Genomic DNA, 13,944 nt, shown 5'->3' with positions numbered 1-13,944 from the left:
GCCCCCTGCCGGCCCACGTGCCCGTCCCGTCCACACCCGGAACCGGCCCCCACCTGGGCTAAGGCATGCAGTAGAACCGCGCCGCACGGGGCGCAGCCAGGGCTCCGGAATGCGGGCGCGCGCGTTTTGCCTGGCGCGCGGACGGCACCATTGTGGGCGTCCTGCGGGTGCAATACACTTCAGGAGGGGTTACGCAGCCAGCCTCCCGACTTTGGGATGGAGTGACCCATGAAGCAATCCCGGCAGTTCCGGCGCATTCTGGCAGCGGCACAATGAAGAGTTCACAACTGAACCGTTACCTCAACGATCCCCGCGGCCCCGAGGAAGTCCTTCCCTCGCTGACCGCGGAAGAACTCGCAAACCTGCTGGACGCCCTGTACCAGAACCTGGACACGCCTGAACCCGAATTCGGGGCAGAGGCATGGTACGAGATGGCCGTCGAAGAGAGCTGCCGGCGGGCCGGTTCTCCCGGTGGCGCAGCCCACGGCGTGGCCTAGCCAACAGGCTCCAACTCCCGCCACCCGTTCCAGCAGGCTCCAACTCTTGCCACCCGCCCCAGCGGATGTGCCCGGCGCCCTGTCGTCCCAACCTAGCGGGACGGGACCTGCCCGCCGTCGCCGCCGCCGTCGGACTCCTTGTGCCCGGGCTGCCCTGGCTGGTCGTCGCGTTCATTGGGCACGTGGTCTTTGGCCTCGTTGAGGTGCTGCTGCAGTTTTTCCTCGGCATCCCGGCGGCGGCGGGCTGTATCCCGCATCTCCCGGGTGGATTCCGACCCCCTGGGGTCAAGATAGCCTTGCCGCGGCTTCCCCTGCTGCTCCGGACGTGACTGATCGTTCATCTCGGTTCCTCCTTCGTGGCCGCCGCAGTGGATTTGCGGCCCTGGTGCCAGTCCACCACAGATCGGTTCCGGGATGCCCTTTGCTACCTGCCGCCGGCCTCTCCCCTGCTGCGAAGTTCCTGGCGCACCAGGGCATGCAGTGCGGGAATGTTGGATGCCGGATCCAGGTCCAGCGACGTCCGCAGGCTCCGGGAGAGCAGTTCGAGGTCCTCCTCCGGAACGTCAGCAAGGCGGGCAAACCGGGTGAAGAAGCGCTTGGCTGGGAGTCCCGCCCGCCGTCCCGGATTCTTGCGGCGCAGACGTCCGGATCTTTCCCCGGCTGCATGCAGTTGATTTTCCATGGTCACCATTCATGCGAACTTCCACGGCCGACTGCATAGCCGCTTTTATAGTACAACCGGAAAAGAGCAATTAATGTGATCTGCATCACGTGAGGTAGCTGTATTCCCGTCCCTACTGGGCGCTTAATTCCAACCCAGCATCCTCAACAGCGCAGCCGTTCCAGCACCGGCGAGGACCACCACCAGGAACGGTGCGCGCAGCGCCAGGGCCACGGCGGCAGCCACCAGCGCGCCCAGCCTGGCGTCGACAGCGAGCGACTGTCCTGTGGCAAAGGTGTTCACCACAGTCAGGGAGGCGAGCAGCCCGATGGTCATGGTGCCCGCCACCCGCGACATGCGCGGGTCTTCAAGCAGCCGGGCCGGAACGAAGTAGCCAACCAGCTTCCACGCGTAGGCGAGTGCACAAGCAATCAGCAGCCAGATCCAGAGACTCATCCGGTGGCCCCCGGACCGGTGTCCCCGGCGCGGTGCGTGCCATGGTGGCGCTCCCGGAAGGGGTCCACGTCAGGCTCCAGGCCTTCGTCGCTCCGGCCGTGGCTGAACCAGCCGATCACCGCTGCCACCACGGCCGCCACCAGGATTGGCACGCCGGCGGGAACGAACGGCACGGCGATGACGGTGGCCACGGCACATACAGCGGCAATGGCCACCGGCTCGCGTCCCTTGAGCCGCGGCCAGAGCAGCCCAAGGAACGCGGCCACGGCTGCGCCGTCCAGCCCCCACTGCTTGGGGTCGCCCAGGCCGCTCCCGGCGAGTGCGCCGATGGCGGTGAACAGGTTCCACAGCACGTAGATGCCGATGCCGGCCGCCCAGAACCCGCGGCGCTGCTCTGCAGGGTCCGTCTGGCCTGAACTGGTTGCCGTGGACTCGTCGATGGTGAGCTGTGCTGCCACGTACTTGCGCCATCCGGTGGGGTGCAGGAGGGCGTTGAGCTGCATGCCGTAGATCCCGTTACGCATGCCCAGCAGGGTGGCGGCGCTCATGGCAGCGATGCCGGACCCGCCGCCGGCCACCACGCCAATGAACGCGAACTGAGAGCCGCCGCTGAACAGGAGCAGGCTCAGTGCCATCGTCTGCCAGACGTTGAGTCCGGACGTCACGGAGAGCGCCCCGAAGGATACGCCGTACAGTCCGGTGGCAATGCTGATGGAGATCCCCATCCGCACCGCCGGGGAGGCCAGCAGGGTCACGGACGTGCTCCTGCGGCAGGCCGGCGCAGGCTCCACGCCCACGCTATGAGCGGCGCCTGCAGCGGAAGGCGGACGGTGTGCACCTTCCGCTGGGCCCGCGTTCCCCGTGGTCCGTACGCCCGCTGGAGCGCATCGGCGTGTCCGGCCAGGAACGCGGTGAACATCACGGCGGTGCCCGTGGCGGCCACCTTCCGCGTTCCGGGGACAAGGATTCCGACGGCGGCTGCCAGTTCCAGCAGCCCGCTCAGGGCGATCCATTCCTCCCGGGAGAGGAGGGCAAGCGGACGTGCGGGAGCGGCATCCCGGCCGGGGTCATCGTCACGGCAGAGGTAGCCCGGGACCACCTGGCGGTAGAAGGCGGGGTCGCGGAAGTGTTTCATGGCACTGGCCAGCAGCAGCGCGCTCATGGCTGCAGCGGAGAGGGTCTGGGCGGCCCGGCCGGAGCGGGGAAAAGGCATGGCTCCACTCAACCACAGGCGCGGCGGGCTCCTGTAACCCTCAGGCCCAGGCCAGCTCCGAGCTTCCGTAGGGGACGGGAGGGCGGTCATAGTCGAGGGGTTGGCCGTCCGCCAGCAGTGGCGGCGCGGCGTAGCGAAGTCCGCCGTATGTGCTGGCCTGTGTCCGGAGTACAGGTGCGGGAGGCGGCCCTGCCGGGCGTCCCGTTTCGCCGGACAGGGCAGGCAGGGCGGGGAGTGCGGGGAGGTTCAGGAGTTCCTCGGCGGTGCGGGCAAGGGACAGGCGCGCCCACCCGCCCAGGCCGCCGTGCTGACGGTGCGCGAGCAATGCGATGGCACCGGCAGCCAGGCCGTACCCGGTGGCGTGGTCCAGCGCCTGGACGGGAAGCGCTCCCGGCTGCCAGCCGCCGTCGTTGTTCTCCGCCCCGTAAAGGTCCGCGATCCCGGAGGCCGCCTGGACGATGCTGTCGAACCCGCGCCTCCCGCTCCACGGGCCGTCGCTGCCCCAGCTGTCCAGGGTGGCCAGCACCAGCTCCGGCCGGGCTTCCAGGAGGGCCTGCGGATCCAGGCCGAAGCGGTTGAGGGAGCCCGCGCGGTAGCCCGTGACCACAACATCGGCGGTCCGCAGGAGGTGGCGCAGGCGGTCCAGGTTCCCGGGGATGGCCAGGTCCGCCTCGGCGCTTCTCTTGCAGAACCCGGTGTCAACGAACTGGCCGGTGAGTTCCGGAAGCTGCGGCGGGTCGATCCGCAGCACGTCCGCACCGAGCGCCCCCAGCAGGCGGGTGGACACGGGACCGGCGATGACGCGGGTCAGGTCCAGCACGCGCACGCCCTGAAGTGGCCGACGCGGATCTTCAATGGGCCGGAGCACGGGCCGCTCGGTTCGTTTTGCCTTCCCGCCGGGAAGCGTCACGTCAATCCAGGGTCCCGTGCCGGCGGACCGGCCCATGGCGGAAGCAAGCCAGTCGGCGCGGGTCCTGACAGCCGCAGCCACCCCGCCGCGGGACTGGATGGCGGCTTCGGCTTCCAGCGACTCCATGCTGCGGAGTGCAGCAGCCACACCGTCAGCGGTGGTGGCACCCAGCGCTTCCATCAGCCGCTGTTCGTGATGCGGATAGTTGGCGTGGAGCCGGATCCACCCGTCCAGGGTGCGCCGGAAGCCGGACAGCGGGGCGAACCCCTGGATGGGGTGCCCGGAGACGCGCAGGTGCCCTGAAGAGTCGAAGGCGCCGGCGGTCAGGGCTGAGGTGGTGGCGAACCGGCCCGGCGCGCCCGCCAGGAGGTTGAGGGCCGCCGCAGCAGCACCAACCGAACCCAGGCCGAGGCCTTCGACGTCCAGGGGCCCGGCCCACCAGCGGCGGGGACCGGACCAGGGCGCAGCCAGGAGCCCTGCGGGAGCATCCTGCTGGTGGAAAACCGGCCCAAGGCAGCGGAACAGCGGCGGCACGCCGGCCTGGTCCTCCTCCACCAGCCTCTACCTTCCTTGCGGCGAGGCAACCTGCAGCTGGCTCAGGACCCGGGCCGGCACATTGGTGGTGATCTCCTGGATTCCCAGTCCCGCACACAGCGCAACATCCTGCTCCGAATCCACCGTCCACACCCGGAAGCGCCGGCCGGAGGCGAGCCAGCGCTGGACAGCAGCCGGGTGCCGGCGGACATACTCGATGCCGGGCCCGGCCAGGCCTACCTCACCGTTGTCCAGGATCCTCTCGCCCTCGGCCTGGGTGGCCCTCATCAGGTTGGCAATGGCGCCGCCGGTGATCATCCCGAATCCCAGCCCGCCGCGGATCGCCCGGATGTCCACGTCGTCCACCAACTGGCAGATGTACTCCGGCGGAACGGAGCTGAGCAGGTGCCGGACCGAGTCCGGGCTGAAACTCATGAAAGTCACCGCCACGTTGTCCACGGAAGAGCTTTTGGGGTCCCACCCCTCGCTGCGGAGCACCTCAAGGACCCGGTCCTCCAGCTTGAGCTGGTAAGGGCTGGGGTGCTTGAGCTCGATGGCCAGTTTCACCGGCCGGCCTGCACCGCGCAGGATGTCCAGGAGTTCGGGCAGCGTCAGGAGCTGCTCTGACCGGGCGCCGTAGGCCTCCGGGATGCGGGCGCCCTTCCATGACGAGACATCCAGGTGCCGCAGTTCCCGGAGGGTGCGCTCGGCAACGGGTCCCGTTCCGTCCGAGGTCCGGTCCAGGTTGGCGTCATGCAGGAGGACAACGTGCTGGTCACGCGTGAGGTGGACGTCGCACTCCACGCCGTCGGCGCCGTCGGCCAGGGCCTGCAGGTAGGCGGCCCGGGTGTGTTCGGCGAACGCGGCGCTGGAGCCGCGGTGGGCAAAGACCAACGGCCGTTGCGGCGCTGACTCATCAGTAGTCATGCAGACACGGTAGCCGACCGGCCCCGTGCTGCGGGACTAGGCTTGGCACATGCAGGTGAACTCTGAGCCAACTACCCGGGAATCACCCGGCGGGCCCACCCCTTCCACCCCACCGGCCTCGAGGGGCCCTGCGGAGGCGCGGGCCGCCGTCGGCCACCAGCTGAGTGCGGGCGACGCCGAAAAGGCGGCAGCGCTGCGGAAAATGAAGCTGGTGGCCCTGGGACTGCTGCTGGTGATGGCCGTGATCTTCGTCTTCGCGTTCGCGCTGCAGAAGGAATATCCGTGGCTCCAGTACGTGCGCGCGGCGGCCGAGGGCGGCATGGTGGGCGCGTTGGCTGACTGGTTCGCCGTCACGGCGCTGTTCAAATACCCCATGGGCATCAAGATCCCGCACACTGCCATCATTCCGCGCCGGAAAGACCAGATCGGCGCCTCTCTGGGCGAGTTCGTGGAGACCAACTTCCTCTCGGAGCAGGTGGTCCAGGACAAGCTCGCCAGCGTGAATATCGCCCGCCGGGCGGGCGAATGGCTTGCCACGCCCGCCGGTTCCGAACGGGTGGCCAAGGAAGGCGCCGCCGTCATCCGCGGCCTTTTCAAGGTGTTGAATGACGACGACGTCCAGGCGGTCATCGAGGGAATGGTGCGTAAGCACCTGCTGACTCCGCCGTGGGGGCCGCCGGTGGGCAAGATGGCCGAACGGATTTTCCGCGACGGGCACCATCACAACCTGGTGGACCTGCTGGTGGACCGCGCCGCCGACTGGGTGGATGACAACCACGCCACGGTCACCCACCTGGTGTCCGACCGCTCCCCCACCTGGGTGCCGCAGTTCGTGGACGGGCTGGTGGGCGACAAGGTCTACGTGGAGATCCTCAAGTTCGTCCGCGCGGTGCAGGCCGACCCGAACCACCAGGTCCGGCAGTCCATCGACAAGTACCTGAACGACCTTGCCCAGGATCTCCAGCATGATCCAGCGATGATCGCCCGCGCCGAGGACATCAAGGCCCAGGTGCTGGGCGACCCGGAGGTGCGCGAACTGGCCTCCCGCACGTGGGGCACCGTCAAGAATGCGCTGCTGGGCGCCGTGGACGATCCCGACAGCGAACTGACCGTGAAGTTCAAGGCTGCCGTGAGGGACTTCGGCTCCCGGCTGGTCAGCGAGCCCGAACTGGCCGGCAAGGTCAACGCGTGGATCGGCGACGCAGCCGGCTACCTGGTGCGGACCTACCGTTCGGACATTGCCGGGGTCATCACGGACACCGTGGCACGCTGGGATGCCGAGGAAACGTCGCAGAAGATCGAACTCCAGGTGGGCAAGGACCTGCAGTTCATCCGGATCAACGGCACCGTGGTGGGCGCGCTGGCCGGGCTTGCCATCTTTACGGTGGCACACCTGGTTTTCGGCTAGGCGAAGGACTCCAGTTCAAGGCTGGCCGCTTCCAGTCCGGCCCGGACGGCGGCAGCCATCCCCACCGCGCCCGGCGTATCGCCGTGGATGCACAGGGAATCGGGCCTGACCTGGACCACTGTTCCGTCCACGGCCACCACTTCGCCCTTGGCAGCCAGCCGCACGGCCCGCTCAACGATCGCGTCGACGTCGTGCAGCACGGCACCCTCCTCCGAGCGGGGAACCAGCGTGCCGTCCGCCCGGTAGGCGCGGTCCACGAAGGCCTCGATGAACACCGGGTGCCCGGCGTCCTTGGCCTGCTTCAGGAGCTCGGAGCCAGGGAGCCCCAGGATGGGCAGGCCGGGATCGTACGCGTTCACCGCGGCCACCACGGCCGACGCCTGTTCGGCATCGTGGACCAGCCGGTTATACAGGGCTCCGTGCGGCTTCACATAGTCCACGGAGGCACCCACGGCGTGGGCAACGCCGTCGAGTGCTCCCAGCTGGTACAGCACGTCGCCGAAGAGCTCGTCGAAGCTCATGTCCAGCGAGCGGCGGCCGAAACCGGCAAGGTCCCGGTACCCCACGTGGGCGCCGACAGTCACATCGAGTTCGTAGGCGGCCCGGCAGCTGTCCAGCATGGTGACGGGGTCCCCGGCGTGGAAGCCGCATGCCACGTTGGCACTGGTGACCAGCTGGAACATGGCGGCGTCGTCCCCCATCCGCCAGGAGCCGAATGATTCGCCAAGGTCAGCGTTGAGATCCAAAAGTTTTGCCTTCCAGCGTCGGGGTGTCCTGGGCCGCCGCGGCGGCGGTGAGCTCTCCGGGGATGGTGTCCGGCATGGGTCCAAACGCCTCCTTGGCGTTGGACACCACCGCACGGCCCATCATGAGGTTACCGGCTCCGCCCACCACCGCGCCGATGCCGAACGGCAGCGCCCGGCCGAACAACGCGGAGCCCTGCCGTTTGAGGAGGTTCTTGAGGAAGGCCTTCTGGATCCTGTTCCGGATGCTGCCGAAGCCCGGCACGGCCATCGACTTGGACAGGGCATTGCCCCAGGCCTTGTTGGCGCTCATCTCCCTGCCGGCAGCCTGCCCGCTGAGGGTCCCCAGGAGCGCCGTCCCTTCCTCGCCCAGCATGATGGCCATGACCATGGTGCTGGCCTTCTCGGGGTTGGTCAGCCGGATCCCGTGCAGTTCGGCCAGCGAGGTGGAGTAGAGGGCTGTTGCTTCCAGGAACCCGACGGTTGCGGCGGCGGACAGTCCCAGGGACGCCACGGTGCCGACGCCGGGCACGACGGCGGTCGCGCCCACCAGCGCACCGCCGCCGGTGACCGCGCGGAGGTAGTCGCGTTCCAGGATGTCGGCGAGCTGGGCTGCCGTGGCCCGGGGGTGCTTCCTCTGCAGCCGGCGGATGTAGGCCACCACCAGCGGGCGCTGGATTTCCACCGCCTTCAGGAGCATGTTGTGGACGCCCGGTTTGGGCTTCCCGTCTGCGTCGAACACCGCGTTGTGGGCGGTTTCCTGTGCTATCCGTACTGCGGGATTGCTGCGCTTGGCCATGGTCACCTCTGCTTGTCTCGCCGGCACGCCTGTGCCGGAATTCCTCATACTAAGGTTGCTTAACATTAGGCCACCGCAGGAGCGGCCACCCACCTGCCCCGTCCCGTTCGGCGCACTCCGGCGGGGCTCCTCCGGAGCGCTCCCAAAGCCTAGACTTAGCCTATGCCCACCCCCAAAGCCCTGCGGCCCTTTGCCCACCGCGAGTACAGGGTGCTGATCGCAGCGCTGGCCATCTCAATCTTTGGTTCCGGCATGTGGGCCGTGGCCATGGTCTACCAGGTGATCCATCTGGGCGGCGGCCCCCTCGAACTGTCCCTGGTTGCCGCCGCCGGCAGCGTGGGCCTGGTGGCGTTCGTCCTGGCCGGCGGCATCGCCGCGGACCGGATCCCCCAGCGCCGGCTGATCATCGCCGTGGAGGGAGCCAACCTCGCGGTGATAGCGGCCGTCAGCGGACTCGCCATGACGGGCCTGCTCCAGCTGTGGCACGTCGCAGCGGGTTCCTTTGTCCTGGGTGTCGGCGCGGCGTTCTTCTTTCCTGCCTACTCCGCAATCCTGCCGCGCATCCTTCCCGCCCAGGACCTGCTGGCGGCGAACGGAATGGAAGGGTCCATGCGTCCCGTCCTCCAGCAGGCGGCAGGTCCGGCCGTGGCTGGCATCGTGGTGGCTGCCCTCTCGCCGTCGCACGCGGTCACGGCGGTGGCGGTGTGCCACCTCCTGGCGTTCATCGTCCTTAACTTCCTGGGCCAGCATGCACTGGCTGCTCCCGCCAACGGGGCCGTGGACGGTGCAGGCGGGCCGGCCGGCGCCGGTGCCGAGGACGCTGAGGTGGACAGGCGGTCCTTCTTCCACGACCTGCGCGAAGGGGTCATCTACACGTTGGGCACCCCGTGGCTGTTGTGGACCCTGGTGTGGGCCTGCATCTCGGTCCTGTTCCTAATTGGCCCCATCGAGGTCCTGCTGCCGTTCGTGGTCCGCGACCAGCTGGCGGGCGATTCCCGCATGTTCGGCTTCCTGCTGGCCGTGATGGGGGTCGGCGCCGCGCTGGGCTCGCTGTTGACCGCATCCTTCCGGCTGCCGCGCCGCTACCTCACGGTGATGATGGTGTCCTGGGGTGCGGGCAGCCTGCCGCTGGCCGCCGTCGGCGTCATGGACAGCTTCTGGGCAATCGCCGCGGCGCTGTTCATCTTCGGTGCCACCGGCAGCGTGGGCATGGTCATCTGGGGCACCCTGCTCCAGCGGCGGGTTCCCCCGCACCTCCTGGGCCGGGTTTCCAGCCTGGATTTCTTCGTCTCGCTGGCCCTGATGCCGGTGTCCATGGCGCTGGCCGGGCCGGCCGCAGAGGTGCTGCCCATCTGGCTGATCTTCCTGGTGGCCGGCGGCGTCTGCCCGGTGATGGCGGTCGTCGCCATGGCTGTTGCAGGGATGCCCGCCGACGAACTGGCCCACCCCTTGGACCAGGAACCTGCGCTGGAACGCACGACGGCGGCGGGAGACTAGGCTCCCGCCGCCGCCCCGCACTCAGCTGTTGGCGCGCACCACCGGGATGCTCGCCGTCGGATGCCCGCTGGGGAACACCGTGGGTTCCGGCTGCGGCACGGGCTCCAACGCCACCGTGGCGGGTTCTGCGCCCACCGTGAGCTGCCGGCCGCGGACGTCCACCACCAGGGGCTCCCCTTCGGTGACGGTCAGCGTGATGGAGCCGGTCTCGAGTTCCACCAGCAGCAGGCGGCCCTGGATCTTGAGGTGGAAGGCCAGCCCGTCCCACTCCGCCGGCAGGCGCGGGTCGAAGTACGGGACCGGACCCTGGTCCCGAAGCCCGGCAAACCCGCAGACCAGCGAGCTCCACACCCCGCCGGTGGAGGCAATGTGCACGCCGTCGATGGTGTTGCCGTGGGTGTCGTCAAGGTCGATGAACACGGCGTTGGTGAAGTGTTCCAGCGCCTCGCGGGAGTACCCCACCTCGGCGGCCATGATGCCCTGGACGCAGGCGGACAGGGTGGAGTCGCCGGTTGTCAGGGGGTCGTAGAAGTCGAAGGCGCGCTGTTTCTCCTCCACCGTGAAGTCCTGCCACTGCAGGAACATCGCCAGGACGGTATCCGCCTGCTTGAGGACCTGGTGGCGGTAGATCACCAGCGGGTGGAAGTGCAGCAGCAGGGGGTACTTGGACCGGGGCGTGGTCCAGTCCCACGGTTCGAGGTGCATGAAGTCGTTGTCCTGGGAATGCACCTGCATCCGCTCATCGAACGGCAGCTGCATGCGGTTCGCAGCCGCCTCCCACAGCTGCCGCTCCTCGTCGCTGATGCCTGCATGTTCCAGGGCCGCGGCGGCGCGCAGATTAAACCGCGCCATCACGTTGGTGTAGAGGTTGTCATTGACCACGGCGGTGTACTCGTCGGGGCCGGTGACGCCGTGGATGTGGAAGAGCCCGTCCTTGCCGAAGAAGCCCAGGGAGATCCACATGCGCGCTGTTTCAATCAGCAGTTCGGCACCCATCCCGTCGCGGAACCCGGCGTCCTTCGTGGCCCACACGTACCGGTTGGTGGCAAACGCGATCGCGGCCGCAATGTGGAACTGGGCCGTGCCGGCGGCGTAGTAGGCACTGGCCTCAAGACCGTTGATGGTGCGCCACGGGAACAGGGCGCCGTCCACGCTCAGTTCCTTGGCCCGGACCTTGGCTTCGGGAAGCATGCCGTGGCGGAACTCGAGGACCTTCCGGGCGCCGTCGGGGTTGGTGTAGGTGAGGTAGGGCAGGAGGTAGACCTCCTGGTCCCAGAAATAGTGGCCCTCATACCCCGAGCCCGTCACACCCTTCGCAGGAATTCCGGCGACGTCGGCGCGGGCCGTTGCCTGGGCGAGCTGGAACAGGTTCCACCGGATGGCCTGCTGCAGCACGGACTCGCTGGTCACCACGATGTCCGAGGTAGCCCAGTAGTCCCGGTAGTGCGCTTCGCTCTCGGCAAAGATGTCCCCCATCGGGCGCAGGCCCTCCTCGGCAACGGCCGCAGGGTCAACCGACGGGTCCTGGATGGCCCGGCCAGCGGCGTAGCTGACGCTCTTTTCCAGGCGGAACGGCTCGCCGGGGCTGACCGCCAGGACGTAGCGGACGCTGCTGTCGTCCTGGTCCACCAGGGTCTCGAACGGCTGATGGCCCGCGGAGGTCCAGTGGTCCACGGCCACGCCCACCCGCTGCTTCGATTCGGCAGCTTCCCAGGCCAGCCGGAGCGACCCGTCACCGCCGTCAAGGCGCAGGGGCAGCAGGACCCGTCCGGCGTGCCGGCCCGCACGGCGGGGATCGTGGACCGAGTGGTCCTCCACAGGCTGGTCCTGCCGGTTGATCAGGGAGGAGGTCACGTCCACCGAAACCTCGCGGTCAGTGTCCACCTCCAGCGAGATGCCAAGGCTTCCCCTGGACGCGAATCCGACGGCTCGCCGTTCGGTGGTGGTGACGACGGCGCCGGAACGGCACTGCCAGGTGACCCGGCATTCGTAGACGCCGGTGGAAAAGTCAACGGAGCGCCGGTAGTCCAGCACCTCGGACTCGGCAAGGCTGAGGGACTCCCCGTCCAGGACGACGCTGAAGTTGTTGGCGTCCGGGATGTAGAGGATGCGCTGGCCGGTGCGGGCGAAGCCGAAGGCGTTTTCGGCGTGCTTGATGTCCCAAATCTCGTGCAGCCCGTTGATGAAGCTGCCGGGAAGGTCGGAGTCGGCTGCCGCCCAGTGGGCGCCCCGTATTCCCAGGTGCCCGTTTCCCAGGGCAAAGAGGGTTTCCAGGGTCCCCTCATTGCCCTGTTCGTGGCGGGTTTCCACGAGCTGCCAGGGGTTGTTGGGGAATCTTTCGCGGTCCGCGGAGATCAGGGCCATGGTGTTGGGTCCTTCGAAGTGTGGCCGGGCAGCTGGTTTGCTGCCGGCCTGGGGATGATTTTTGGGGGGATGACGGGTACTGAAACAGGCTGCCGGGGCAGCGTGGCTGCCTCGGGGAAGGCAGCGGTTCCTTAGGGAAGCAGTTCCTTGAGGTCGTTGACCACAAGGGTGGCGCCGGCGTCGAGCAGGGTCTGCCGGCCGGCGCCCCGGTCCACGCCGATGACGGAGTGGAAGGATCCGGCCTCCCCGGCCTGGACACCGGAGACGGCGTCCTCCACCACCACGCATTCCTCACTGGGAAGATCCAGCAGGCGTGCGGCGTACTCGTAGGTGGCGGGGTTCGGCTTGCCGGGCAGGCCTTCGCTGGCAGCCACCACGCCGTCCACCACCACAGGGAAGCGGTCCGCGAGCCCGGCCGCCGCCAGGACTGCGGGTGCGTTGCGGGAGGAAGAGACGACGGCGACCTTCAGTCCGCGCTGCAGCACGGCGTCGAGGAAGCGTACGGACCCTTCGAAGGGCTCGACGCCGGTGCTGACGATGTCGTTGAAAATCCGGTTCTTCCGGTTACCCAGGCCCTGCACGGTGGTGTTGGCGGGGTCGTCGTCAGTGGGCCCCTCGGGGAGCACAATCCCACGCGAGGCCAGGAAGTCGCGTACGCCGTCGAACCGCGGTTTGCCGTCGATATGGTCGAAGTAGTCACTTTCGCTGTAGCCGGCCACCTGGGGCTGCGACGCGAGGAAGCCCTCGAATAGTTCCTGCCAGGCGCGCTCATGGACGGTTGCCGTGGGGGTCAGCACCCCGTCCAGGTCGAAGAGGATTGCCGATGCGCCGGCCCAGGCGGAGAGGCCGCCGGCTGCATGGCCTGTTGCCGTGGTGTCACTCATGGGTGGTGGGGTGTCCTTTCCGGACGGCGGGCAGCCTTATCGAGGGGTGCCGTGAAGTTTGGAGGCGACGATGCCCGGATGACCTGGAAGTGCGGCAGGTGCCCGCCCGCGGGGTAACGCGGTGGCGTTGACCCTGCCGATCGATGCAGCTCTACCATCATGGGCATGCCGGCGCCCCCAGACAAGCCTGCGGATCGGCCTGCCGTGCAGGCCAGGTAAAGAACATCAGGCCGTGGCCGGCTGCAGTACATCGTCCGCACCGCGCTGATCTCCTTGTTCGCCCAGTTCAGTGCCGCTATAACGGCCGAAGAAGAGTGTAAGCGCTTACAAATTTAGCTGGCAACTGTTTTTTCTTGCCCCGCCGACGTGACGCACTTCTCAGCGTCCCCACAGCGTCACCGCCGGTTACTGGTGGACCCCTCCGGTCGCAGCACGTAGTGGCGCAGGAAGGAGCTTACGTCCACCATTTCCGTCTTGGACATGGCGTGGCCCATCCCCGGGTATGTCCTGGCGGTGAGCAGCGTGTTCTCCTGGAGCCATTCCCCGGTATAGGCGATGGCGTCCTCATTGATGACCAGGTCCGCCTTGTCCCGCCCCCAGAAAAAGGGCGGCCGGGTATCGAAGGATTCAGTGAGGGACAGCAGCTCGTTCTGCAGCACGAAGCCGGACAGCCCCACCACCGCCTCGTAGTCCTTGGGGTGCAGGCGCAGCAGGGTGCTGGCCATCGCCATGCCCTGGGAATACCCGAGCAGGCTCACGCTGCTGTGCTGGCCCTTGACGCTGTTGATCCAGGCCTGGACGGCGGCGGCAGCCTTGATGACGTCGGCGAAGTCGTTGGCCAGGAAGTAGTCCAGCAGGAACCAGCCGTAGTGGTCTCCGATATCCATGGGGGCCCGCAGCGCCGCGCAGGTGAATTCCGCCGGCAGGTATTCAAACAGGCGCACCATGCGGGACTCGTCCGTACCGTAGCCATGCATCATGACCAGCAGCGGGGTATCCGCCCGCTGGTCTTCCGGTTTGGACCAAACAACTGTTTCCATCGGATCAGCCT

At 68.0% G+C, this 13,944-nt stretch carries 15 protein-coding genes; 3 read left to right on the top strand and 12 right to left on the bottom strand.

The window, feature by feature from the left end:
* Positions 1-272 precede the first annotated feature (272 nt).
* The gene (locus NFU08_RS20135; RefSeq protein ID WP_174180513.1) at positions 273-497 is read left to right on the top strand and encodes a hypothetical protein; all 225 of its coding nucleotides are present in this window, start codon (positions 273-275) and stop codon (positions 495-497) included.
* A 92-nt stretch (positions 498-589) separates the two neighbouring features.
* Here NFU08_RS20135 and NFU08_RS20130 read toward each other — a convergent pair whose 3' ends face one another.
* From NFU08_RS20130 to NFU08_RS20100, 7 genes are all read right to left on the bottom strand, one after another.
* Positions 590-838, bottom strand: a complete 249-nt coding sequence (locus NFU08_RS20130; protein ID WP_251425803.1) for a hypothetical protein — start codon at positions 836-838, stop codon at positions 590-592.
* Between the two features lie 83 nt (positions 839-921).
* Positions 922-1,179: a hypothetical protein gene (locus tag NFU08_RS20125; protein WP_251425801.1), complete on the bottom strand. Its 258-nt coding sequence runs from the start codon at positions 1,177-1,179 to the stop codon at positions 922-924.
* Between the two features lie 123 nt (positions 1,180-1,302).
* Positions 1,303-1,614 carry an AzlD domain-containing protein gene (locus tag NFU08_RS20120; RefSeq protein ID WP_174180517.1) on the bottom strand — a complete coding sequence of 104 codons (312 nt, stop codon included), beginning with the start codon at positions 1,612-1,614 and terminating at the stop codon, positions 1,303-1,305.
* Complete coding sequence (locus tag NFU08_RS20115; protein WP_377084717.1) at positions 1,611-2,369, bottom strand: AzlC family ABC transporter permease; 759 nt, start codon at positions 2,367-2,369, stop codon at positions 1,611-1,613. Before NFU08_RS20115 ends, NFU08_RS20120 begins: the two co-directional genes overlap by 4 nt.
* Positions 2,366-2,827: a hypothetical protein gene (locus NFU08_RS20110; RefSeq protein ID WP_174180521.1), complete on the bottom strand. Its 462-nt coding sequence runs from the start codon at positions 2,825-2,827 to the stop codon at positions 2,366-2,368. The genes NFU08_RS20115 and NFU08_RS20110 overlap by 4 nt, the downstream gene beginning before the upstream one ends.
* A gap of 40 nt (positions 2,828-2,867) precedes the next feature.
* Positions 2,868-4,208 carry a CoA transferase gene (locus NFU08_RS20105; protein WP_251425808.1) on the bottom strand — a complete coding sequence of 447 codons (1,341 nt, stop codon included), beginning with the start codon at positions 4,206-4,208 and terminating at the stop codon, positions 2,868-2,870.
* A gap of 90 nt (positions 4,209-4,298) precedes the next feature.
* Positions 4,299-5,198, bottom strand: a complete 900-nt coding sequence (locus NFU08_RS20100; RefSeq protein WP_251425799.1) for a glycerophosphodiester phosphodiesterase family protein — start codon at positions 5,196-5,198, stop codon at positions 4,299-4,301.
* Between the two features lie 49 nt (positions 5,199-5,247).
* On the opposite strand from NFU08_RS20100, the gene NFU08_RS20095 reads away from it, so the two are divergent.
* Positions 5,248-6,606, top strand: a complete 1,359-nt coding sequence (locus NFU08_RS20095) for a DUF445 domain-containing protein (RefSeq protein WP_251425797.1) — start codon at positions 5,248-5,250, stop codon at positions 6,604-6,606.
* On the opposite strand, the gene NFU08_RS20090 is transcribed toward NFU08_RS20095, so the two are convergent.
* Both NFU08_RS20090 and NFU08_RS20085 read right to left on the bottom strand, forming a co-directional pair.
* Positions 6,603-7,352 (bottom strand): LamB/YcsF family protein, encoded by a 750-nt coding sequence (locus NFU08_RS20090; protein WP_251425795.1) that lies wholly within the window; start codon positions 7,350-7,352, stop codon positions 6,603-6,605. The two genes, NFU08_RS20095 and NFU08_RS20090, sit on opposite strands and share 4 nt — an antisense overlap.
* Positions 7,336-8,148 carry a hypothetical protein gene (locus tag NFU08_RS20085; protein WP_251425793.1) on the bottom strand — a complete coding sequence of 271 codons (813 nt, stop codon included), beginning with the start codon at positions 8,146-8,148 and terminating at the stop codon, positions 7,336-7,338. The genes NFU08_RS20090 and NFU08_RS20085 overlap by 17 nt, the downstream gene beginning before the upstream one ends.
* A gap of 162 nt (positions 8,149-8,310) precedes the next feature.
* Here NFU08_RS20085 and NFU08_RS20080 point away from each other — a divergent pair, with 162 nt between their 5' ends.
* Entirely contained in the window at positions 8,311-9,645 is a 1,335-nt protein-coding gene (locus NFU08_RS20080; protein WP_251425791.1) for an MFS transporter, read from the top strand.
* 21 nt (positions 9,646-9,666) lie between these two features.
* Here NFU08_RS20080 and NFU08_RS20075 read toward each other — a convergent pair whose 3' ends face one another.
* From NFU08_RS20075 to NFU08_RS20065, 3 genes are all read right to left on the bottom strand, one after another.
* Positions 9,667-12,009, bottom strand: a complete 2,343-nt coding sequence (locus NFU08_RS20075) for a glycoside hydrolase family 65 protein (protein WP_251425789.1) — start codon at positions 12,007-12,009, stop codon at positions 9,667-9,669.
* 131 nt (positions 12,010-12,140) lie between these two features.
* Complete coding sequence (locus NFU08_RS20070; RefSeq protein ID WP_251425787.1) at positions 12,141-12,893, bottom strand: HAD family phosphatase; 753 nt, start codon at positions 12,891-12,893, stop codon at positions 12,141-12,143.
* Positions 12,894-13,288: 395 nt separating this feature from the next.
* The gene (locus NFU08_RS20065) at positions 13,289-13,933 is read right to left on the bottom strand and encodes an alpha/beta hydrolase (protein ID WP_174180539.1); all 645 of its coding nucleotides are present in this window, start codon (positions 13,931-13,933) and stop codon (positions 13,289-13,291) included.
* Positions 13,934-13,944 lie beyond the last annotated feature (11 nt).

It is taken from the genome of Pseudarthrobacter sp. NCCP-2145 (assembly GCF_023708005.1).
GTDB classification, from domain to species: Bacteria; Actinomycetota; Actinomycetes; order Actinomycetales; family Micrococcaceae; genus Arthrobacter; species Arthrobacter oxydans.
Note: the sequence above shows the minus strand (reverse complement) of the source record. Positions and strands in the feature narration are given on the sequence as shown.